Here is a 22238-nt window from a genome sequence, read left to right as displayed (position 1 = left end):
ATGATATTTTTTATCATTATGGAGGTATATATGAGCAAGTATGAAATAGAAAATGTAAAATTAACAGCCCCTAAATTGGATCGTAACGATTTAGAATATGCTATGACCTATCGCTATGCATGTAAAAAGTTTGATAGCACGAAGAAGATTTCTGAAGAAGACTGGAATGCTATTCTTAATGCGGCACGTTTGTCTCCTACATCTCTTGGCTTTGAGGCTTACCAATTGTTGGTGATTCAAAATCCAGAAATTCGGGAAAAAATGAAAGCTCATGGTTGGGGGATTTTAGCAGGCCTTGAAGCTAGTCATGTAGTAGTTTTCTTGGCGCGTAAAAAAGTGGACTTAGAGTTTGACTCCTCTTATGTACGTTATATTCAAGAAACAGTTAAGCAATTACCTGCAGAAGTAGATGCAGCATACCGTGAGAAATATGCTCAATTTACTACAAGTGACTATAAAACATTTGAGTCTGAACGGGCTGCCTTTGATTGGGCCTCTAAACAAGCGTATATCGTTATGGCGAATATGATGACTATGGCGGCGTATGAAGGCTTAGATTCTTGTCCATTAGAAGGCTTCAATCAAGATGACATGACCGCACTCTTAGGTGATGAACTTGGCCTGTTCGATACTAAACACTTTGGCATTGCTGTAATGGCTGCCTTTGGTTACCGAGACGAAGAACCACATCGTAATAAAACACGTCGTACAATGGATGAAATTGTAACAGTAGTTGAGTAGATCATATATGAGAACTAAATCGAAATTCTTCATTTAACCTTTAGAATTGAATGCTATATTATAAATATACAACAGTTCTAAAGTATTCATAAATACTGTATTTTTGATGGGATTTATGAATATTTTGATTAAATAGGAAGGAGTCACAATTATGGCATTAGAAGATAAATTAGATCAAGTTAAAGGTGCAGTAAAAGAAAATGCAGGTAAATTAACTGATGACAAACAAATGCAAGCAGAAGGCGCTGTTGAGAATACAGTAGCAAAAGTAAAAGATGCTGCTGATAGTGTTGTTAATGATATCAAAAAGACTGCAGATGATGCTAAAGATGCTGTAGAAGGTGCTATTAGTGGACTTAAAAATGCATTGGGCAATGATGATAAATAAAATTAAATAAAAGCTATTTTGTAGCATTAAAAAAACCAGTAAATCGATCGATTTACTGGTTTTTTGTTATTAATTTGTGTTATACGTTGAAGCGGAAGTGTGTAACGTCGCCGTCTTTCATAACGTAGTCTTTACCTTCAAGGCGTACAAGGCCTTTTTCTTTAGCCGCATTTTGGCTACCGCAAGCTTGTAAGTCATCGAAGGATACGATTTCAGCACGGATAAAGCCTTTTTCGATATCGGAGTGAATTTTACCAGCTGCTTGAGGCGCTTTTGTGCCATTTACAATTGTCCAAGCACGAGCTTCCATTTCACCAGCAGTGAAATAGTTGATAAGACCTAAGAGTGCATAACTTGCTTTGATAAGTTTAGTTAAGCCAGATTCTTCAAGGCCAAGATCTTCAAGGAATGCAGCAGATTCTTCTTCAGATAATTCAGCAATTTCAGATTCGATGCGAGCAGAAACAACAACGATGCCAGCGCCTTCGTTTTTCGCATATTCCTCAACACGTTTTACATATTCATTGGAAGAGTAATCAGATACTTCATCTTCAGAAATGTTAGCTACATAAAGAGATGGTTTTGCTGTAAGCAATGTCAACTCTTTGATCATTTCTAATTCTTCTTCTTCGAGACCTTGTGCACGAACTGGTTTTGCTTCACCTAGACCTTCGATGATGCGTTCTAGTAATGGTAACTCAGCACGCGCATCTTTGTCACCAGATTTAGCGATTTTTTCAATACGTTGTTTACGTTTTTCCACGGATTCAAGGTCTGCAAGGCAGAGCTCAGTGTTGATGATTTCGATATCACGAATTGGATCGATAGAGCCAGAAACGTGAGTGATGTTAGGGTCATCGAAACAACGGATAACTTGTGCAATCGCATCTACTTGGCGGATGTGGCTAAGGAATTTATTACCTAAACCTTCGCCTTTGGACGCACCTTCTACAAGGCCTGCAATATCTACGAAGCGCATAGCAGCAGGAAGGATGCGTTTAGAACCAAACATTTCAGCCAATACCGCTAAACGATTATCTGGAACATCAACGACACCTACGTTTGGCTCAATTGTACAGAATGGATAGTTGGCAGCTTCAGCGCCCGCTTTAGTAATGGCGTTGAATAATGTACTTTTACCAACATTTGGAAGGCCTACGATGCCTACTTCTAAATTTGTGCTCATGGTACCACCTTTTATTAACTAATTGATTTCGTTCTTTGTGAAAGCTTCCGTAGAAACTCTATCAAATAAATATTATATCATATAGATGCTATAAATTTGTACTAAAAAAGTGACACCATTAGTCACATTGGTGACTAGTAGTGTCACTAAATCCCTTTACATAGAAATCGACAAATTATATATTGATGTCGAGGCCTCTAGATGTGTCAGGTCTTGCCAATTTCTCGAGGATTGGCGGTGATAGCATGAAGACCTACGAAGTTTTATCTTTAATGATAGCTTTTGGTATGTTAGTTGCTACCATTATCATAGCAGCAAGATAATTGACTTCTAACTCAGGTTAGCTTTTATGTAGCAGGGCTTTGAAAAGGACCCTTTTGTCGTCAGGCCACATTTTCAAACTAGTAAGAGATGTGAGAGCTGACGCCGGAAAACATCTACGCCTCACTTCTTCTAAGTAGTATACCATAGAAGTAGATAAAATCCCACACACTAGTGTGGGATTTTATTTTGTGTCTTATAGAGAGTGAGCTCGTAATTCTTCAGCAGAATGAGTGGAAATCCAAGCTGGTGGAATGTCGAATACTGTGTAGCAACCTGTGCCGCCGTGTTTAGAAAGGCGGTAGATACCACGTGCATAAGCAACAAGTGCAGAGCCAGTGAATTCAGGGTTGGAGTCAAGTTTTAAGGAATACTCAACAACATGACGTGTGCCGTCAGTGCTTTCACCAGAGCGAAGAACGAAGCCACCATGTGGAATCCCTTTATGGTCGCGATCAAGTTCTTCTTGAGAAATGAAGTTTACTACAGTTTCATAACCTACGAAGTAGTTTTCCATAGTTTTGATTTCGTTTTCAATTTTAGCTTTGTCCGCATCAGGAGCAGCCACTACATAGCACTCACGAAGGTGACCTTTGTAGCCATCAACGTCTGGAGTTTCACCATTGCGGATTGCTTCAAGGTATTGTTCTTTAGGTACAGTGTATTGACGAGCGTCAAGAACACCATCGATACGACGAATAGCATCGGAGTGACCTTGAGAAACGCCACGGCCCCAGAATGTGTAAGATTTGCCTTGAGGTAAGATGCTTTCAGCATATACACGTTGTAAAGAGAACATGCCTGGGTCCCAACCGCAAGAAATCAATGTAGCAGTTTTAGCTTCCTTAGCTACTTTGTCTACATTTGCGAAATGTTCAGGAATACGTGCATGTGTATCGAAGGAATCAATACAGTTAAAGTATTTAGTTACCATTGGAGTTTGTTCGATAAGGTCTGTTGCAGAACCACCGCAAAGAACCATAACATCGATTTTACCTTTGAAGTTTGGTAGATCTTCCATAGTATATGTAGGAACACCAGAAACTGTTTCTAAACCTTTACGGCGAGAGAATACACCAACAAGCTCCATATCAGGTTGTAATTTTACGGATGCTTCAACGCCACGACCTAAGTTGCCGTAGCCAACGATACCAATACGAATTTTGCTCATATTAGCCTCCTATATAAATTGAGAAATTTAATTATTAACATTTTTATTATAGCATAAAAGTAGGGTATTTGATATTTTTCTATAGAATTAATTGATGAGAGATATAAAAGACCGATTGACCTCTGATTATAGAGGGCAATCGGTCTTTTGGTCTCTATAGTGATTGGTGCTATATCGGGTAAACCGTATGGCAATAATCCTATTAGAATTTTAATGTTTTAATTCTTTCAACGGCGCGAATTGTATTTTCACGGCTACCGAAAGCTGTTAAACGAAGGTAGCCTTCGCCGTGAGGACCAAAGCCAGAGCCTGGTGTAGATACGATTTGAACTTGTTCGAGCAAGATGTCGAATAATTCCCAGCTAGTCATATTACCAGGAGTTTTTAGCCAAATGTATGGAGCGTCAACGCCGCCGTATACAGTAAGGCCGATAGATTCAAGACCTTCTTTGATAATACGAGCGTTTTCTTTGTAGTATGCAATGTTAGCGCGAGTTTGTTCGCGGCCTTCTTTTGTGTATACTGCTTCAGCACCGCGTTGGATGATGTAAGGAACACCATTGAATTTAGTGCATTGGCGACGGTTCCACATAGGGTTTAGTGCTTGGCGTTCGCCGGATTTAGTTTTACCAGTCACTTCTTTAGGTACAACTGCGTAAGCACAACGAGTACCAGTGAAACCTGCAGTTTTGGAGAAGGAACGGAACTCGATAGCTACTTCACGAGCGCCTTCGATTTCGTAGATGGATTTTACAGTGTCTTCTGTGCTGATGAAAGCTTCATAAGCAGAGTCGAACATCAAAATTGCATCATTATCTTTACACCATTTGATCCATTCTGCTAAACGAGCACGGCTCAAAACAGTACCAGTTGGATTGTTAGGGGAGCAAAGATATACGATATCTACACGTTCAGAAGGGAATTCTGGAGAGAAGTTGTTTTCTGCGTAAGTAGGGAGGTATACAACCTTTTGGAAGATACCATCTACTGCTTCGCCAGTACGACCGCCCATAACGTTAGAGTCTAAGTATACTGGGTACACTGGATCAGTAATAGCGATGATGTTATCTTCGCTGAATAATTCTTGGATGTTACCAACATCAGATTTTGCACCATCGGAAACGAATACTTCGTCAATCGCAATGTCTACACCTAATGGTTTGTAGTCGCCATCAACAATAGCTTGACGTAAGAAGTCATAACCTTGTTCAGGGCCATAACCGCGGAATGTTTCAGCTTTACCCATTTCTTGAACTGCTTTGCTCATAGCATCGATAATTGCTGGAACAAGTGGTAATGTAACATCACCGATACCAAGACGAATGATGTCTGCATCTGGATGCGCTGCTTGATAATCTGCAACCTTTTTAGCGATATTAGCAAATAAATAAGAACCTTGTAGGTTTAAATAGTTTTCATTAATATTAGCCATGATGACTCCTTTTTATAATCAGATTTCTCTATATATAGTAAATTATATAGAATAATGACGCAAGGATTTTCTATAGAATTTTTCTTTAATCTAAACAGTATAAGTACTTTTAATATAAAAGATTATAATATGGGGAATTTATTACTCGTAGTGAATAGTATAGTAAAAGCATAATAAATTTACATTAACTTTAGTTATTATTGATTTGAGGTGGGCGTTTCATCATTTACTCATAAAATTCTTGCTGATATAATTAATTTATAGTATAAATCTAACGGATATCACATATAAGCTAGTTATTCTTAATATTGGGGAAATTATTGATAAGGGAGAATAGAGATGTCTGATTGTAAGCAGTTTTATAACAATATTTGCAAAGAAATTAGTAGGAGCGATAAATTAAAAGACTTTGAAACAATATTTAGTGTTAAACAAGGCTCTAAAGACAAGAACGTAAAGCTTACAGAGGTGCAAAAATTTGCGGCAAACTTTTATAAAGCACCTATTATTAACTACAAAGGGCATGTAACAGGTAAATCAAAAGTCAATAATACTCGATATAGCGAAGTTATTGCAGATACACTTGTATCAAAAGGTTACATTAAAACATGGCTCGAATTAGAACCTTTAAGACCTAAACATTTTGATACAGGTCATAATCATTCTGAAAGTGTGGATATAAATAAGTTGCAGAGCAGTAATCGAAAAGAAGAAATCTTAGCAAAACTATTATTCTATCAACGTGACGTTAAGGATTTAGGTTATATTTTTGATTATCAAACACCGCTGAAAGCAAGTTTAAGTGATTCGTATGGCAAAATAGATCTTTTAGGTTATAACTCCAAAGATAAATGTTATTCAATAATTGAATTGAAATATCGTCCATCTGGGAGCGATGAAACTTTACTGCGATGTGTTTTAGAGGCGTATACATATTACAAATTATTTGATTTGAATCAGATAGAATCTGCTCAAGATCATAACGGTATAACTGAATTGAGAGCATTAAAGGATTATAAACATACTAAGAACGCTGAATTAGTAATTTTATTTGATGAGAAGTCTCGGGCTAAAGACGATGGCGGAGAAAACTTAAATTTAATGCTACGGATAGATTTGCCGAATAAAGATAAAGCAGATAAAACAAAGAAAGCAAATTATCCGTCTAAAACAGTTGAAAGCCAGCAGCATAAAGAGTGTCAAGATTTACTTAATTCCGATAAACGTAATTCTTTACGAACTTTGTGTGACAGAATCTTAGAACAAGAGCCTAAGTTGAAACAAATTCGATTTGTTGTATTACGTGCTGATACAGATAGTAAATCTTCTTATCCAACAAATATAAAAGGTTGGTCTAGAAAATTTGATCGATTATATCGAGCAGAAACATTGCTAACTATTTCTCGTAAAGGTTAAGTATGAATATAATTATCCATCGTGGTACTCATCAAATTGGTGGTAGTGCCATAGAAATTAGTACAGCAACTACTCGCATTATGCTGGATTTTGGTAATGAATTAAGTTTAGATGAAAAGTATACACCTATAAATCTGGATATAGACGGCGTTACAAAAGGGATAGCAGATTGTGATGGTATTATAATCTCTCATTATCATATGGATCACTTAGGACAACTAACCTCTGTACTTCCAGAAATCCCATTCTATATGGGAGAATTAAGTAAAGAAGTGGCTATGATAGCTGCTGAATATCAAGATAAAAACTTATACTTAAGATTATTAGGTGCAAATACATTTCGTGGAGGCGAAGCTTTTACTATTGGAAATATACATATTAGACCTCTTGTTATCGACCATAGTGCTGCTGATAGTTATATGTTTGTCATTGAAGCAGAAGGTAAACGTGTCTTATATACAGGTGATTTCCGGATGCATGGGTTGCGCCATCACGTATTAGACAAATTAGTTAACACCTATATAGGTGAGGTTGATGTATTAATTACAGAGGGCACCTCATTGTCTAGAGACGCAGATGATTGTATATCTGAAGCCACAGTGTTAGACGATATTTCTTCATATATCCAAGATGGGAAATATGTTTTTATTATGAGTTCCTCTACGAATATTGACCGTATTATGGGGATTTGGCAGAATATGCCAACTGATAAAGTACTCATTTGTGATGCTTATCAGAAAAGAATATTAGATACTGTGATTAATAATGTATATTATGAAAGTTCTTTGTATCGTAGACATGATAGCCCATTAGTTATTGATAAAGGGACATATCCTAAATACTATATGGATCATGGATTTGTATCTTTAGTAAGAGGGACAGAAAATTTTATTTCTAAAATTAAAGAGTTCCCTAAAGATGATGTACGTATTATATATTCTATGTGGACAGGATATATTGAGGAGAATTTAGCATTGAAAGAATTGTTAGATACATATCCATCTTATATATGTCATGCCAGTGGTCATGTCTCAAAGGACGATTTAGTTCAGTTCATAGAAATGGTTGATTCTGATATTGTTATTCCGGTTCATACTGATACCCCTGAAAAACTAAGGAGAATACTACCTAATAGAAATATTTATGTCGTTAATGATAAAGAGCCATTTATCATATAATTCCTTTAAGAAATTCCATTTATGTTGTATAATAAATAAAAAGAGAGCCATCAACGTGTGGTTGCGTTAGACTCATCTTATAAATGTTTTCTTATGATTGCCTAGCGTGCGAGTATTTTGAATACTCTGTTGCGTTAGGCTTTTGTCTTTATACTATTTGAATAGTGCAAAGAGTGATATTGCTATGGAAATTACAAAAAGAATTAAGTAGTACTTTTCGAATTTGCTCATAGTATCACCACCTTTCGGTGATGAGCCTAACTCACGTGATGACTCTTAGCATTAGTATATCAATGTAATTTTAGGAAAAATAGAATTGACATTTGGTTATATACCAATTTTTGCGTAGTATTTTACTACGCTTTTTTATTGAAAAATATCAAAACTATATAGGATTAACTTTGTTTTTGATATAATCTAAATAAATACATATTATAGTGCGATTTTATATGAAAGTGGTGTCTTTATGCTGACGATTAGCAATAAAGGATGGCTTTTTACTTCTATATTAAGTGCTTTGATGGCGTTTACATCGTTGTCGACGGATATTTATTTGCCTGCCATGCCAGAGATGGGGCGTGATCTCCATGGTGATGCAGAATTAACGTTGACTGGTTTCTTAATAGGTTTTGCGCTGGCTCAGCTTTTTTGGGGAGCTGTTAGCGATAAAATTGGTCGTAAGAAGCCGCTAATTATAGGGATAGTCTTATTTATCATAGGCTCAGTAGGCTGTGCCTTGAGTTCCTCTATGCTGGAATTACTAGCTTGGCGCGTCTTCCAAGCTTTTGGTGCCTGTGTAGGACCCATGTTGTCACGGGCTATGATTCGTGACTTATATGGTCGGACTGAGGCCGCAAAAATGCTATCTACCTTGGCTATTGTTATGGCTATAGCGCCTATTGCAGGGCCGATGTTAGCAGGGCATTTACTAGTGTGGTATACATGGCATTCCATATTTTGGTTGCTTGTTGCCATCGGTATTTTAATGCTTGTTGCCGTATTAGTCATTCCTGAAACACATCCTGTAGAGAAACGTAGTAAAAAGTCTATAGCTCATACCTATAATAATTATTGGATTTTATTGCGCAATAAAGGCTTTATGAAGTATACGCTATGTGTCAGTTCCTTTTATATTGCTATCTATGCGTTTTTAACAGGTTCGCCTTATGTATATATTGATGTCTATGAGGTACCAAAAGAGTACTTTGGTTATCTCTTTTCTGTTAATATTATTGGTGTCATGTTATTAAGCGCCATCAATCGACGCATTGTAAGTGCTATACGTCTCGATAGATTATTGAGATTTGCCACCTTATTTGCTGCTATTTGTGTATCCGTTGTAATGGGCCTGATTGTCTTAGGCTACCATTCGCTGTGGTTAATCGTTATTGGTTGTTTTTTATTCTTCTCTATGAACGGCATCATTGCGGCTGTAACGAATGCATTAGCTTTAGATAGAGCAGGTAGAATGGCTGGCTCTGGGGCAGCATTATTAGGGGCTATGCAATATGGTAGTGGTATTGTATCATCGTTGATGCTTACCTTCTTACCAAACGATACGGCAGATCCTATGATGGGGGTTATTACATTATTTGTTATTATTTGCGCCATTATCGCTTTTCCTGAGGATGAAAAATATAATCGTATATAATATTAGTGAAAGCAAGGGTTTAAAATTGAACTCTTGCTTTCATTCTTTTTTTAGGTTATAATAGTAAGGCTTATTGATGGTAAGCACTTCCTACCCCTATGTGTCGATAGGGGCATTAGTCCGAAAGAGGAGGTGATTTTGTATGAACAAATACGAAGTCATGTTTATTGTGAAACCAGCTGAAGAGGAAGCAACTAACGCTGTTATTGAAAAAGTAGAAGCTTTAATTGCTCGTGTAGGCGGCACAGTAGAAAAGGTAGATCGTTGGGGCAAGCGTCGTCTTGCTTACGCTGTGAAGAAATTCACTGACGGTTTCTATGTATTGATCAACTTTGAAGCAGCACCTGCTGAAATCAAAGAAATCGATCGTGTATTGAAAATCAACGATGAAGTCCTAAGACATCTAATTGTTAAACACGAAGCATAATTAAAGCCTGGAGGAAAACATGAACTCTGTACAAATTCTAGGTAATTTAGCTCGTGATCCTGAAGTACGCTATACCAAAACTGGTCGTGCTGTAGCAACTTTCACAGTAGCTGCTACAAACACCTATATTGATTCCACAACAAATGAGACGAAAGAACAAACTGCTTTCATCAACTGCGTTGCTTGGGGTAAACTTGGTGAAGCGGCAGGCAATCTTCGTAAAGGCAGTCGTTGCTTTGTAGAAGGTCGTTTGCAAACTCGTTCTTACGAGACTCAGGACGGTCAAAAACGGTACGTTACTGAAGTAGTAGCGAACTTTGTGGGCCAATCCCTTGATATGAATACTAATTCTTTCGAAGGTGGGTCCAATTTTGATAGTTTCAGTACAGGCGGCGATGACGAAAACATCCCGTTCTAGTGTCAGGGACTCCTACTAATTCGAAAAGGAGGATTCGCAATGAGAAGAGATAGAGGCAGAAAGCCAAGAAGAAAAGTATGCGTTTTCTGTGCAGACCATATCGATCAAATCGACTATAAAGACGTTGCTAAACTTCGTCGTTTTACGACTGAACGCGGCAAAATCTTACCTCGTCGTATTTCCGGTACTTGCGCAAAACATCAACGCAAATTGACTACATCTATCAAACGTGCACGTGCAATTGCTTTATTGCCATTCACTGCTGAATAATTGATGAATCAAGGCGGTACAACCATTTGGTTGTACCGCCTTTTTGCGTTCTTTTGGCCATATTGTCTTATAGCAAATTTAAACCTTAAAGAGTGATGTGTGCTGTAAAGCGTCTAAATATAGTCTATAGAGCTGATTATTCTTATTTACTATGCACTGAATGCATAGAGGAAGTTTTAGATTCACTAAACCTAACAAAATAGCATATTTAACGCATAGAATAAATATTCAATAAAATAGATATGGAAATATATCTTAAAATTTTATAATAATACCTTTAAGCATAGTACTTACATGACTAATCGATATAAACAAATTAAACAAACTTATACATATCATCAGAGAAACTTATGATTTTTATACTATAATGTGAGTATATGCTTAGTACTGTAAAGTTCAGTGAAAGGTGGTAAGTACATGGGATTTTTGAAAAAGGATATATCCCGTCGCCAGTTTATTGGTGGTGCTTTAGCTTTAGCAGCCGCATCAGCGGTGCCGTCGTTTATACGAGGGGCTTACAAGCCAACACAGTCTGACTCATTACAAGTGTGGACATGTGGCGGTTTGTCCGAAGCGTTCCTTGATTTAAACCAAGTGTATACGATGCACACGGGGCACAATATTCAGTATACGGGTGCCTTTGCCGGGGCTATTGGTAAATCCTTGTTGGCTGAGAAGAGTCGCACAGAAGTCTTTGGGGCTCGTGGTTTAGATCTAGCGAAAAATATGCGCAAAAAAGGCGTAAGTATTGCTTTTGAGCCATTATGTTTTACGGATTACGTTATCGTTACACCTAAGGGGAATCCGGCAGGGATTCGGGACTTGAAGGATATGGCCGAGCCTGGTGTACGCGTTATGTTGCCGCTAGGCGCATCTCCACCAGGTAGTGCATCTGTAAAGGGTATCATGAAATTATCTGGTTTGACAGATGGTATCATGAAAAACTTAATGGCTGAAAGTGCTTGTGTAATTTCCATGATGTGTGACCTCGTAGAAGGTAAAGCCGATGTATCCATCATTGAAAAACGCCTTACCACACATGATCGGTTCAAGGATCGTATAGAGTACTTCTCCATACCTGCACAATTTGTGCCACCTGCACCGCTTACTTTCACTATTAATACAATGAAATATGTACAAGATCGTGCATTGGCTGCCGATTATATTGAATTTACACGGTCCCAAGAAGGACAACAAATCTTAGAAAATCACGGGTTCACATCCGTTCATAGTGCGAGAGGTCTCGATTTGATAGAAAGGTTTGGTGTAAAAGATGTGTAATCACTGTCCGTCATCTGCAACCTGTGGAACTCAAGGTAATTCTGGTGTATCTGGAAAGCAAGCGCCTAAAAATTTAACCCTTTGGCGTCGTATTGTACAGTTTATCTTCCTCTTCATTATGGGGAAATGGGTGTACTATGGCATATTCCGATGCCCTTATATCGTGCCGTTTGTTAACTGTGAAAGCTGCTCCATGATTACCTGCTGGGGCCGTATTACGACATATTTCTATGCTTGGTGGATTATTCTGCCAATTATGGTCGTATTCTTTGGCCGTGCATTTTGTAGCTGGTTCTGTCCAAGTGGATGGGTTAACCAAATGCTGGGAAAAATATCTATGGGGCCTTTAAGAAATCGTAAACATTACATGCGATTCCTACAACTCGGCATGGTAGCTACTATAATTTTAGGTCTTATTGTGTATTTCAAATTTGGTAATCCCCGTATTATGATTCCTATTCGGACGAGCGATGAATATTTTAATGCAGTCATTTTATCTATGCAGTTCTCCGAATGGTATTGGGCGGCTCGCACTATAACGGTCGTGTCCATCATTGCTGGTTCCCTTATCATCGCCAATGCTTGGTGTCGCTTTGTATGTCCATTTGGTGGGGTAATGGAATTATTACGGAAAATTTCCATTTTTAAAGTATATAAAACTAGTGATTGTGACGATTGTGATGCGTGTCTACGTGTTTGTGAAATGGGTACACGACCAAATGAAATGAATTGCACCAACTGTGGTGACTGTTTGCATGTATGCCATAAAGATGCTATTAGATTTGGTCGGAAAGGTTAATTATGAAAGAAGTTCAAGGACAAAGTTTCCTACAAAATCATCCATGTTACAACAAGGATGCTGCCGCTAATTGGGGACGTTTACATTTGCCAGTTGCACCGAATTGTAATATTCAATGTAATTATTGTAATCGCAAGTACGATTGCGCTAACGAAAATAGACCGGGCGTGACGCAACATGTTTATACGCCACAAGAGGCAGCAGCCTTTGTGCATAAGGTATTTGATGCACGTAAGGATATTTCTGTTGTGGGCATTGCAGGACCTGGAGATCCTATGTGTGATGCGGATAAGACACTTGAAACATTCCGTCTTGTAAAAAAAGATTTCCCTCACGTCATGCTCTGTTTATCTAGTAATGGCTTGGCAGTGCCTGATTATGTCGATGAAATCGCTGATTTAGGGATTACTCATGTAACGATTACGGCTAATGCTATTGATCCAGAGATTGCTAAACATGTGTATTCCATGGTTCGCTATGATGGGAACATCTATAAGGGGATTGATGGGGCCCGTATCTTATTAGAACGTCAGGCTGAAAGTATTCGTAAATTAAAGGAAAAGAACATCATCGTTAAGATTAATACTGTAGTAGTACCTGATGTAAATATGGACCATGTACCAGCTATCGCTAAACAAGCAGAAGCATGGGGCGTAGATTTGATGAACTGTATTGCTATGATTCCAGTTCATGATACAGCCTTTGAAAACCATCGAGGACCGACTGCAGAAGAGATTGACAATATGCGTCAGTTTATTGGTCACTATGTGCCGCAGATGACGCACTGTAAACGTTGTAGAGCTGATGCTATTGGTCGTTTGTGTGAAGCGTAGAAGCATAAAAGGCTATATACCAGAGTATATAGCCTTAACGATTATGTATTATTTAGTATTTTTAAGGATTCTATGTAGCGCAGATAATGCGGTTTCCACATCTTCATATGTGTTAGCATAGCCAAAGGAGAATCGCACAGTTCCTTCTGGATAGGTACCTAGCGTTTGGTGTGCTCGTGGGGCACAGTGTAGTCCGACGCGTGTCATGATGTGATACTTTGACTCTAGTTCATATGCAATACTGGCAGCATCCATATCATCAATTGTGATGGATACGACGGCTGTTCTATCTTGGATATCTTGTTTGCCGATGATGTTAACTCCAGTTATTGAGTGTAAACCTTCGAGAAAGGCTTTTGTCAAAGCTAGTTCGTGGTTGTGGATATTCTCCATGCCGATCGATTCGATGTAGGAAACTCCTTCATTGAGGCCGATAATGCCAGGTAGATTTAACGTGCCTGCTTCAAAGGCGTCGGGCATGTTAGTAGGCATCGTTTCTAAATGTGAAAAGCTGCCTGTACCGCCGGCGATAAGAGGTGTTAAGATTTGAGCCATTTCTTTGGTTAAAATAATGCCACCAATACCTTGTGGTCCCAATAAGCCTTTATGACCCGTAAAGCAAAGTGCATCTATATGATATGCTTTCACATCAATAGGGATAACACCAGCTGTTTGGGCTGCGTCTACAATGAAATGTAGATTATGAGCCTTGCAGATAGCACCTATTGATTCAATAGGCTGTATGGTACCACATACATTAGATGCGTGGTTGGTAATAATAGCCACTGTATTTGGACGGATAAGAGACTTAATGGCATCTTTTTCAATAGAGCCTGTAACATCACAAGGAATAATATCAAAGGTAATGCCCTTATCCAGTAGTTGGGTAAGAGGTCTCATAACTGCATTGTGCTCTATAGAGCTAACGAGTACATGATCACCTGCTTTCAATAGGCCCTTGATGACCATATTTAAGCTCATCGTCACATTTTGCGTAAAGATGACATGCGATGGATCATGGCCGTTGAATAAGGTATTTAGTCGGTGTCTTGTTGTATAGATAATATCCTCTACATCGTAGGCGAGAGCATAGGAGCCACGGTTAATATTAATACCGTAGTTCGTTATATAGTTTGCCATGGCATTAGCCACATTAGGTGCTTTAGGAAACGTGGTACTTGCATTATCTAAATAGATATAGTCCATAGGTAATCTCCATGAATAACAAGGTGTATTTATGGTTATTATATCATGAGTCATATGCTTGATAGGGTAGGAGTATATACTCATACATTTGTAGTGTAGTTTGTTTGAAAGGAGTTTATTATGAGTGGGTCTCATGAAAAAAGGAATTTAATTATTGCAGGCCTTATTATTGGCGCTATTGCAGGCTTCCTCGTATTGGCTGGCAATCCGGGCAATATGGGCTTCTGTATTGCTTGCTTTGTTCGCGATACTGTCGGTGGCCTAGGTCTACATCGTGCTGCGCCGGTACAGTACATTCGCCCAGAAATTATCGGTCTTATTTTAGGGGCTTATTTATTATCCATGATTCGTGGTGAACACCAAAGCAAAGGTGGTTCTTCTCCAATTATTCGATTTATTCTCGGCTTCTTTGTTATGATTGGTGCTTTGATGTTCCTCGGCTGTCCGATTCGTATGATTTTAAGACTTGGCGGCGGTGACTTAAATGCGTTGTTCGGCATTGCTGGTTTTGCTGGTGGTATCGGCTTTGGTACTATATTCTTGAAAAAAGGTTATTCTTTACAGCGTACCTATGCATTGAGTAAATTAGAGTCCGCTATGATGCCTGCTATCCAAGTTGGTTTGCTAGTTTTAGTAGTAGCGGCTCCAGCATTTATCTTCTTTAGTCAAAAAGGTCCTGGTGCTATGCATGCACCTTGGTTAATTTCATTGGCGGCAGGCCTCGTGGTAGGTGGCTTATCTCAAGTTAGCCGTCTTTGTACCGTTGGTGGTTTCCGCGATTTATTCTTGTTCAAAAAATCTATCCTTATCTTTGGTTATTTAGCTGTTCTCGTTGGTGTATTCGTTGTAAATATTAGCTTTGGTAATTTCCATCTTGGCTTTGAAAACCAACCGATTGCACATACAGATGGATTGTGGAACTTCCTAGGCATGGCGCTTGCTGGTTTCTGTAGCGTATTGCTTGGCGGTTGTCCGTTGCGTCAATTAATTATGACTGGTGAAGGTAATTCCGATTCTGCTGTTACAGTACTTGGCCTCGGGGCTGGTGCAGCATTTGCTCATAATTTTGGCTTAGCCGCTTCTGGTGCAGGCCCTACATTAAATGGTGAAATTGCTGTAGTTGTTGGTTTTGTAGTAGCATTTATTATTGCTGTAGTTAATACAAAACGTGCCAATGCTTGAGTTAGAAATGAGTGACTATGAAATATATTGCTACGTTTTACTCTCACTTTGGAGCCATTCGTTTTAAACGAGAGGCTCCTGAAGGGGTAACAAATATAGAACTTCGTCCGGTGCCACGCGATTTGAGTTCTTCCTGTGGTACAAGTGCATCATTTGATGCCGGTGAAAGCTTTACGTTTACAGATGATCCTACAGAGGAGATTGAGCAAATCGTTGCTGTCACTGATAAGGGGTATAGAACTATATTTGAAAGTCCCAATAAATAAACCTTAGAGCCTCTTAGCGTTGCTAATATAAGCGGTTCTATAATCATTTTGTAATGTAAAAGAGGAGCTATCCGTTGGATAGCTCCTCTTTGTTATACAGCTCTATATTTTTTAGGTGATTCACCTTTTTCAGCGGCTTCTTTATCAGCGCGCCATTTGCGTTCAAAGTATTTATGATACTCTACAGGAACGTCATCAGGTGTTAAGCTTTCATAAAAGCTAGTAGTTCCATTAGCCTTAGCTTGTTCGTAAAACCATGTTTTAAATTCTAGCATGGACAAGCGTGCTTGTAGGTGTTCGATTTCTACTAATACGCGATCTCGTTGATTTCTAATAATAGATAATCTTTCATTAATGCGACTATCACCTTCGACGCAGTAGTCGATAAAATGTTTTATTTCCTTAATAGGCATACCTGTATGCTTCATGCATTCAATCAATTCTAACCAATCCATGTCTTCGTCATGGAATACACGAATACCACCAGCAGAACGTTCTACGAAGGGCAATAAGCCTTCTTTATCATAATAACGTAATGTAGAAGGTGCAACATTTAGTTTTTTTGCGATTTCGCCAACAGTATATGTCATAGGACCTCCTTTTGGGTTCATATTAAATTCGTAAAAGATTTAGTGTCAGGAGTAATGTATTAAGCGTATAATATACGTATATTTTTAAGGTTAGAGTTAAGTTTTACGTTCTCGCTTGACTTAAACCTAACTTTAAGTTCTATACTTATTACATGCTGGACATACAGTATAGCACGGTTAGTAATACAATACAAATTCTAGAGGTTGTATTGTTATATGACACCTAATGAAAGGAACACATATGAACTTAATTGATATAAAATCTCCAGCCGATTTAAAAGGCTTATCCCTTACTGAATTAACAGATCTAACGGCACAAGCTCGTCAATTTAGCACCTACCAATAATGAAGAACTATTGGCTATGACGGAATATGCCGTACATCAACAGGATCATCCTGTAGCCATTCGTGTTCCTGTAGGTGAGTTTGTATCTACTGGTGTGGTTGATACGACAGATTACAGTATTTTACATAAATCTCAAGTAACTCGCCGTGGTGAAGGTATTGCTAAAGAGTTCCACGATCGTTATGATGCAACTGAACTGTTAAGAGACAATGGAGTTTCTTTAGAACAGATTGTGGCTGATGCCAAACAAATTTTATCCGTTTAGTTTGATAAAATATTAAATAAATAATTCTCTCTATAAATGCAGTAGGAATCTAGTGAATTTCCGATTTCTACTGCATTATTTTAATGTTATATTTTATAAAAATATAAAAAATGTTAAAAGATTATAGATTTTTTTCGAATAGGACTATAAAAATTAGATGAAGTATTATATAATATTATCTACAGTATGTATTACAGTAGAACAAGTTTGTTGTTAATGTACAGAAATATCACAGTATTATATAAGTAAGTATTAATGAAAAGGGAGATTCTAAGACGTTGAAAAAAGTATTAACCTTAACATTAGCCGTGGCCATCGTCGCCGGTGGCTATATGTCTGAGGCTAATGGGGCGGGAGAACAGCCTTCTAAGCAGGCGCCGTCTATATCTGAGATAAATATATATACGCCTAAAGAACTCAATGCACGTCAAAAAGACTTAGTTGATATCGGTCGCTATACAGCGTCCGGTGATCAAGGTGCGTTGAAAAGTACAATCGCTTCTGCTATTGAGCGAGGTACGTTGACACCGCAAGAGGTGAGTATTGCGATTCGTCAACTTTACTCTGCTGCTGGTTTGAAGCAAATGAATGCAGCTCTAGCTACATTCGATCAATTGCGTGAAGAGCGCCCTGAGTTTGGTGCTGATTACGAAAAAATGGTTCCTAAGCAAACAGGACTTAGTGCTTTATTGGGGAATGGCACTAATGGGGCTGCTTTAACAAAGCAGAAGCCTGAGGACGCTAAGGAAGGGGTTCAATATAATACGTTCCGTATGAAGAAGCCGAAACCACAAAATCGCAATCGTTCTCGCCTAGGTAAATTAGACCGTGAATTGGTCGCTGCCGCAGCTTTAGGTACGCGTGTAGGTAAAAATAATCTATTCGCTGCATCTGAAAAGAGTTTATCTGAGCTTGGCCTCAGCAAATATCAAATTGAAAATCTTGAAACTTTGATTTTCTAATATCATTTAGACCTACTTCTTCGGAGGTAGGTCTTTTTATGTTCTAAATCATATGTAGAAAAGGGAAATATAATTGACGTTTAACGCCCCCTTTTCTATAATTAATAAGATAGGTATATGACCTGTAATAATAGATATAATTAATAATTAATATAGATGTAAGGAGAAAGTATGCGCCTTCGTAGGAAACCGTGGATTGATGAAGCTATCCACGAATATGACTCTCATATTATTTTATCTGGTCAAGAGCAGTATAAGGGTAAATGGCGTGAGTTGTTTGCACATCCTGAACGACCATTATATATGGAGCTTGGTACAGGTAAGGGACGCTTTATTGCGGGTATGGCCGAAGCGTATCCAGATGCTAACTTCGTAGGATTTGAAGTGCAAATTGGGGTAATTTATTACGCAGCACAAAAGATTTTTGAAGCAGAACGAGATAATGCTAAGGTATCTCTCTTTGATATTGCTGGTATTGAAGAGATTGTTGCGCCAGGTGAAGTAGATCGCTTCTATATCAACTTCTGTGACCCATGGCCTAAGGCAAAACATGCTAAGCGTCGCCTCACATATCATACATTCCTCGATCGTTATGCTCGTCTTTTAAAAGACGGTGGTGAGGTTCACTTTAAAACTGATAATGAAGGCTTATTTATGTTCTCTCTTGAAGAATTCAAAGAATGCGGATGGGAACTTAAAAATGTAACCTATGATTTACATAGTACAGACCTTCCAAATGTAAAAACTGAGTATGAAGAAAAGTTTAGTGCTAAAGGGCAACCTATTTTTCGCTTAGAAGCAATTAAGCCAAAAGTACAAAAGGAGGCTTAACATGGAAACACCGAATAAGGGGGATAGTCGGTGGGGCTCACTCTTTAAAAATGATTTACAAGGTATGCTCTTACCTATATTGCTCATCACGATTATAGGTAGTGTGAATATCTTCAGTGCCACCTATATTAGCTCTATTTACGAAAATACAGGGCTTTTAGGGTACTTTTCAAAACATATAGGTTTCCTATTTCTTTCAATGGCAATAGGTGTTATTTTATATCGGTATGACTATAGACAACTACAAAAGCCACATATGTTGCAACGCATAATGATTGCAACCCTAATAGGCATGGTGTTAGTTCTTGTGGCGGGCTCTGTCATTAATGGTGCGCGTCGGTGGATTGTTATCGGTCCTGTATCGATACAGCCGTCGGAATTTGCCAAGTTAGCTGCCATAATATGGACATCCGCTAAATTGAGTACCATGAGAAAATGGGGTAAATCAAGATATAATAATCCACTCACAAACTTACAAGGTTATGTGAGTGAACGCGTAGGTTATATGTTGCCAATGTTAGTTTGGCCTATCATCTTTGCAGTGTTAACAATCTTGCAACCAGATATGGGGACAACTGTGCTAATCTTTGGGTTCTCCTTCATATTAATTTATTTAGCAGGTTTTGATGGTCAGTTCTTTGGTGGTGCCTTTGCTGTAGCTGGTGTGATAGGCTTTATTGCAGCTCGTATGTCACCGTATCGTTGGGAACGGATTCAGTCTTGGTTCGACCCTTGGCCTCATGCTCAAGATATGGGCTATCAAACGGTGCAAGGCCTTTTGGCCGTAGGTTCTGGCGGTATTCTTGGGGAAGGCTTTATGCAAGGTACATCTAAGTACTTTTACTTGCCAGAAGCACATACAGACTTTGCATTTGCCGTGTGGGCTCAAGAAATGGGCTTTGTTGGAGCTGTCTTTGTAGTTCTTTTGGTGGCAGCTTTTACATTCTTTGGATTCCGCATTGCTAATCGATCTCGCGATGAATTTGGCAAATGGTTAGCGATGGGGATAACCTTGCTCATCAGTGGACAAGCATTATTTAACATTGCCATGGTTTGCGGTATTATGCCGGTAACAGGTGTGCCTTTGCCATTTATTAGTTATGGCGGTTCTTCATTGTTAATGAACTTTATGGCCATAGGCTTGTTAGCTAGTGTTGGTCGCCGTAATGTAGAAGGGGTAAAACAAGTTGGTACGACTGAGGATTTACCATCCTTGCGTGAAGAGACACAAAGTCGCTTCAAACCTAAGGCGACTCAAGAAACAGACAAGACTGAAATGCCTGGTCCGTTTAGACCTAGAGAGCCTAGAAGACCAACGCGTAGACGTCCGAGACCTAAAAATTGATGTGTAATTCTTATGTTTCATAAGAGTAACATATATGTGTAAAATCCAATGCTATATCATACCGGGTATAGCGTTGGAACCTAGTGTTGTTATTGTGGTGAGAGGAAAAAATGAAGGATTATATTGATATTCAAGAGCGCCCGTCTTGGGGGCGTATGTTGCCACTTAGTTTCCAACATTTATTTGCTATGTTTGGCTCTACTGTATTAGTACCATATTTGTTAAAGGTAGATCCTGCAACAGCTTTATTTATGAATGGTATCGGTACATTGCTATACCTATTCGTATGTAAAGGTAAAATCCCTGCATACCTCGGTTCTAGCTTTGCTTTCATTGCTCCTGTAGCTGGTGTATTATCTGCCGGCCTCGGTTATGAGGCAGCTAAAGGTGCCTTCGTTGTATTTGGTTTATCCTTTGTGATTTTATCTGTTCTAGTTCGCTATATTGGTACGCGTTGGATTGATAAGTTATTCCCACCGGCTGCCATGGGTGCTATCGTTGCTATTATTGGTTTGGAATTGGCACCAGTAGCGATGAGCATGTCTGGCCTTATTGGTAATCAAGATTTGGGCATGAGCCACAGCCAAGCTGTATTTATTTCTATGTTTTCCTTAGTTGTTACCTTGCTTGGTACTGTTGTGTTCCGTGGTTTCTTAGCAGTTATCCCTGTTTTGATTGGCGTTGTTTCCGGCTATATATTATCCGCCTTTATGGGTGTTGTTGATTTCTCTAGCGTAGAGGCTGCACCTTGGTTCTCCTTACCGCAGTTCTATGGCATGCCTGTATTTGATATCAATGCAATCATCATGATTATGCCAGCACTCTTTGTAGTATTTGCAGAACATGTAGGTCACTTGGTTGTAACTAGTAACATCGTATCCAAAGACTTGATGAAAGAACCAGGCTTACAACGTTCTTTGCTCGGTGATGGTCTTGCGAATATTTTATCTGGTTTCTTTGGTGCTACACCAAATACGACATATGGTGAAAACATCGGTGTACTCGCTATCACCCGTTGCTTCAGTGTATGGGTTATCGGCGGTGCTGCTGTTCTTGCTATGATTATCTCCTTTGTAGGTAAAGTAGCTGCTCTTATCCATGCTATCCCAGTACCGGTTATGGGGGGTGTATCCATTCTCTTGTTCGGTATCATTGCAGCATCCGGTTTGCGCATGCTTGTAGAACGCAAGGTAGATTATACAAATCCTGTGAACATGATCTTAACATCTGTTATCCTTGTTGTAGGCCTTAGCGGTGCTGAACTTGCTGTAGGTCCTGTTGTGTTGAAAGGCATGGGCCTTGCGACTGTAGTAGGCATGGCAATGAGTATCATCCTATTGATTCTTCAAAAAACAGGCGTTGGTAATGACCAATTGAAAAAAACAGAAGTATAATTATAGTCAAACCTATTGATGAAATAGCATCTTACGATGATGACTGACAATAGTAAAGCTTTAAACTAATATACTTTATAAATAACGACTACTGAATCAGGTATGATCCTGTGAAAGTAGTCGTTTTTATTATTGTCTTTAGACTGGTTCGCGACGTAGTCGCGAATCATAAAACCACCCGCTATGCGGGTGCGGCAACGAAAGTTATACAAAAAAATCACCTTGCTTAAGTATAATGTAGGTGTTCAAGCCGCATTATATACAAAAGAAAGGTGATTTTATATGGCAACAAAGACACAGAGCCTTGCGCACACAAAATGGTTATGCAAATACCACATA

24 protein-coding genes are annotated in these 22238 nt (G+C 38.7%); 19 read left to right on the top strand and 5 right to left on the bottom strand.

Annotated elements, in window-relative coordinates; translation table 11 throughout:
- Positions 1-30: 30 nt before the first annotated feature.
- Positions 31-741, top strand: a complete 711-nt coding sequence (locus LKD20_RS07825) for an NAD(P)H-dependent oxidoreductase (RefSeq protein WP_227721384.1) — start codon at positions 31-33, stop codon at positions 739-741.
- Between the two features lie 151 nt (positions 742-892).
- Complete coding sequence (locus tag LKD20_RS07820; RefSeq protein WP_060923838.1) at positions 893-1129, top strand: CsbD family protein; 237 nt, start codon at positions 893-895, stop codon at positions 1127-1129.
- A gap of 79 nt (positions 1130-1208) precedes the next feature.
- On the opposite strand, the gene ychF is transcribed toward LKD20_RS07820, so the two are convergent.
- Positions 1209-2315, bottom strand: a complete 1107-nt coding sequence (gene ychF, locus LKD20_RS07815) for a redox-regulated ATPase YchF (protein ID WP_008602886.1) — start codon at positions 2313-2315, stop codon at positions 1209-1211.
- A 185-nt stretch (positions 2316-2500) separates the two neighbouring features.
- Between ychF and LKD20_RS09610 the strand changes: the two genes are divergently transcribed.
- Positions 2501-2638: a putative holin-like toxin gene (locus LKD20_RS09610; RefSeq protein ID WP_222847350.1), complete on the top strand. Its 138-nt coding sequence runs from the start codon at positions 2501-2503 to the stop codon at positions 2636-2638.
- A gap of 194 nt (positions 2639-2832) precedes the next feature.
- Here LKD20_RS09610 and LKD20_RS07805 read toward each other — a convergent pair whose 3' ends face one another.
- Complete coding sequence (locus tag LKD20_RS07805) at positions 2833-3807, bottom strand: diaminopimelate dehydrogenase (RefSeq protein ID WP_227721383.1); 975 nt, start codon at positions 3805-3807, stop codon at positions 2833-2835.
- Between the two features lie 202 nt (positions 3808-4009).
- The gene (locus LKD20_RS07800) at positions 4010-5239 is read right to left on the bottom strand and encodes an LL-diaminopimelate aminotransferase (RefSeq protein WP_005387804.1); all 1230 of its coding nucleotides are present in this window, start codon (positions 5237-5239) and stop codon (positions 4010-4012) included.
- A 339-nt stretch (positions 5240-5578) separates the two neighbouring features.
- On the opposite strand from LKD20_RS07800, the gene LKD20_RS07795 reads away from it, so the two are divergent.
- From LKD20_RS07795 to nifB, 9 genes are all read left to right on the top strand, one after another.
- Positions 5579-6655: a hypothetical protein gene (locus LKD20_RS07795; RefSeq protein WP_227721382.1), complete on the top strand. Its 1077-nt coding sequence runs from the start codon at positions 5579-5581 to the stop codon at positions 6653-6655.
- 2 nt (positions 6656-6657) lie between these two features.
- Positions 6658-7833 (top strand): MBL fold metallo-hydrolase, encoded by a 1176-nt coding sequence (locus LKD20_RS07790; protein ID WP_227721381.1) that lies wholly within the window; start codon positions 6658-6660, stop codon positions 7831-7833.
- Between the two features lie 466 nt (positions 7834-8299).
- Positions 8300-9484, top strand: coding sequence for a multidrug effflux MFS transporter (locus LKD20_RS07785; protein ID WP_227721380.1), 1185 nt, complete (start codon positions 8300-8302; stop codon positions 9482-9484).
- Between the two features lie 142 nt (positions 9485-9626).
- Positions 9627-9911: a 30S ribosomal protein S6 gene (gene rpsF / locus LKD20_RS07780; RefSeq protein ID WP_004693799.1), complete on the top strand. Its 285-nt coding sequence runs from the start codon at positions 9627-9629 to the stop codon at positions 9909-9911.
- 19 nt (positions 9912-9930) lie between these two features.
- Positions 9931-10329 (top strand): single-stranded DNA-binding protein, encoded by a 399-nt coding sequence (locus tag LKD20_RS07775; RefSeq protein WP_004693797.1) that lies wholly within the window; start codon positions 9931-9933, stop codon positions 10327-10329.
- Positions 10330-10368: 39 nt separating this feature from the next.
- Positions 10369-10599: a 30S ribosomal protein S18 gene (gene rpsR, locus LKD20_RS07770; protein ID WP_004693795.1), complete on the top strand. Its 231-nt coding sequence runs from the start codon at positions 10369-10371 to the stop codon at positions 10597-10599.
- Between the two features lie 417 nt (positions 10600-11016).
- The gene (locus tag LKD20_RS07765) at positions 11017-11880 is read left to right on the top strand and encodes a substrate-binding domain-containing protein (RefSeq protein ID WP_227721379.1); all 864 of its coding nucleotides are present in this window, start codon (positions 11017-11019) and stop codon (positions 11878-11880) included.
- On the top strand, positions 11873-12679 hold the full coding sequence (locus tag LKD20_RS07760; protein WP_227721378.1) for a 4Fe-4S binding protein: 807 nt from the start codon (positions 11873-11875) through the stop codon (positions 12677-12679). The genes LKD20_RS07765 and LKD20_RS07760 overlap by 8 nt, the downstream gene beginning before the upstream one ends.
- A gap of 2 nt (positions 12680-12681) precedes the next feature.
- A complete protein-coding gene (gene nifB / locus LKD20_RS07755) occupies positions 12682-13512 on the top strand; it encodes a nitrogenase cofactor biosynthesis protein NifB (RefSeq protein ID WP_227721377.1) in 831 nt (276 codons plus the stop codon).
- Between the two features lie 48 nt (positions 13513-13560).
- Here nifB and LKD20_RS07750 read toward each other — a convergent pair whose 3' ends face one another.
- Complete coding sequence (locus LKD20_RS07750) at positions 13561-14718, bottom strand: aminotransferase class V-fold PLP-dependent enzyme (protein ID WP_227721376.1); 1158 nt, start codon at positions 14716-14718, stop codon at positions 13561-13563.
- 120 nt (positions 14719-14838) lie between these two features.
- Between LKD20_RS07750 and yedE the strand changes: the two genes are divergently transcribed.
- Positions 14839-15900, top strand: a complete 1062-nt coding sequence (yedE, locus tag LKD20_RS07745; RefSeq protein WP_227721375.1) for a YedE family putative selenium transporter — start codon at positions 14839-14841, stop codon at positions 15898-15900.
- 17 nt (positions 15901-15917) lie between these two features.
- Complete coding sequence (locus LKD20_RS07740) at positions 15918-16166, top strand: putative Se/S carrier protein (protein WP_105094705.1); 249 nt, start codon at positions 15918-15920, stop codon at positions 16164-16166.
- 92 nt (positions 16167-16258) lie between these two features.
- Here LKD20_RS07740 and LKD20_RS07735 read toward each other — a convergent pair whose 3' ends face one another.
- Positions 16259-16756, bottom strand: coding sequence for a MerR family transcriptional regulator (locus LKD20_RS07735; RefSeq protein WP_227721374.1), 498 nt, complete (start codon positions 16754-16756; stop codon positions 16259-16261).
- Between the two features lie 362 nt (positions 16757-17118).
- Between LKD20_RS07735 and LKD20_RS07730 the strand changes: the two genes are divergently transcribed.
- The 5 genes from LKD20_RS07730 to uraA all read left to right on the top strand — a co-directional run bounded on the left by LKD20_RS07730 (position 17119) and on the right by uraA (position 21899).
- Positions 17119-17367, top strand: a complete 249-nt coding sequence (locus LKD20_RS07730) for a hypothetical protein (protein WP_227721373.1) — start codon at positions 17119-17121, stop codon at positions 17365-17367.
- Between the two features lie 278 nt (positions 17368-17645).
- A complete protein-coding gene (locus LKD20_RS07725) occupies positions 17646-18329 on the top strand; it encodes a carboxymuconolactone decarboxylase family protein (protein ID WP_119207215.1) in 684 nt (227 codons plus the stop codon).
- A 171-nt stretch (positions 18330-18500) separates the two neighbouring features.
- The gene (trmB, locus tag LKD20_RS07720; RefSeq protein ID WP_105085248.1) at positions 18501-19160 is read left to right on the top strand and encodes a tRNA (guanosine(46)-N7)-methyltransferase TrmB; all 660 of its coding nucleotides are present in this window, start codon (positions 18501-18503) and stop codon (positions 19158-19160) included.
- A 1-nt stretch (position 19161) separates the two neighbouring features.
- Positions 19162-20505, top strand: coding sequence for an FtsW/RodA/SpoVE family cell cycle protein (locus LKD20_RS07715; protein ID WP_227721372.1), 1344 nt, complete (start codon positions 19162-19164; stop codon positions 20503-20505).
- A 110-nt stretch (positions 20506-20615) separates the two neighbouring features.
- Positions 20616-21899, top strand: a complete 1284-nt coding sequence (uraA, locus tag LKD20_RS07710; protein ID WP_105094708.1) for a uracil permease — start codon at positions 20616-20618, stop codon at positions 21897-21899.
- The last annotated feature ends 339 nt before the right edge of the window (positions 21900-22238 follow it).

The organism is Veillonella fallax (assembly GCF_020687175.1).
Lineage (GTDB): Bacteria > Bacillota > Negativicutes > Veillonellales > Veillonellaceae > Veillonella > Veillonella fallax.
The sequence above is the reverse complement of the archived record's forward strand: the minus strand, read 5'-3'. Positions and strand labels throughout refer to the sequence as shown.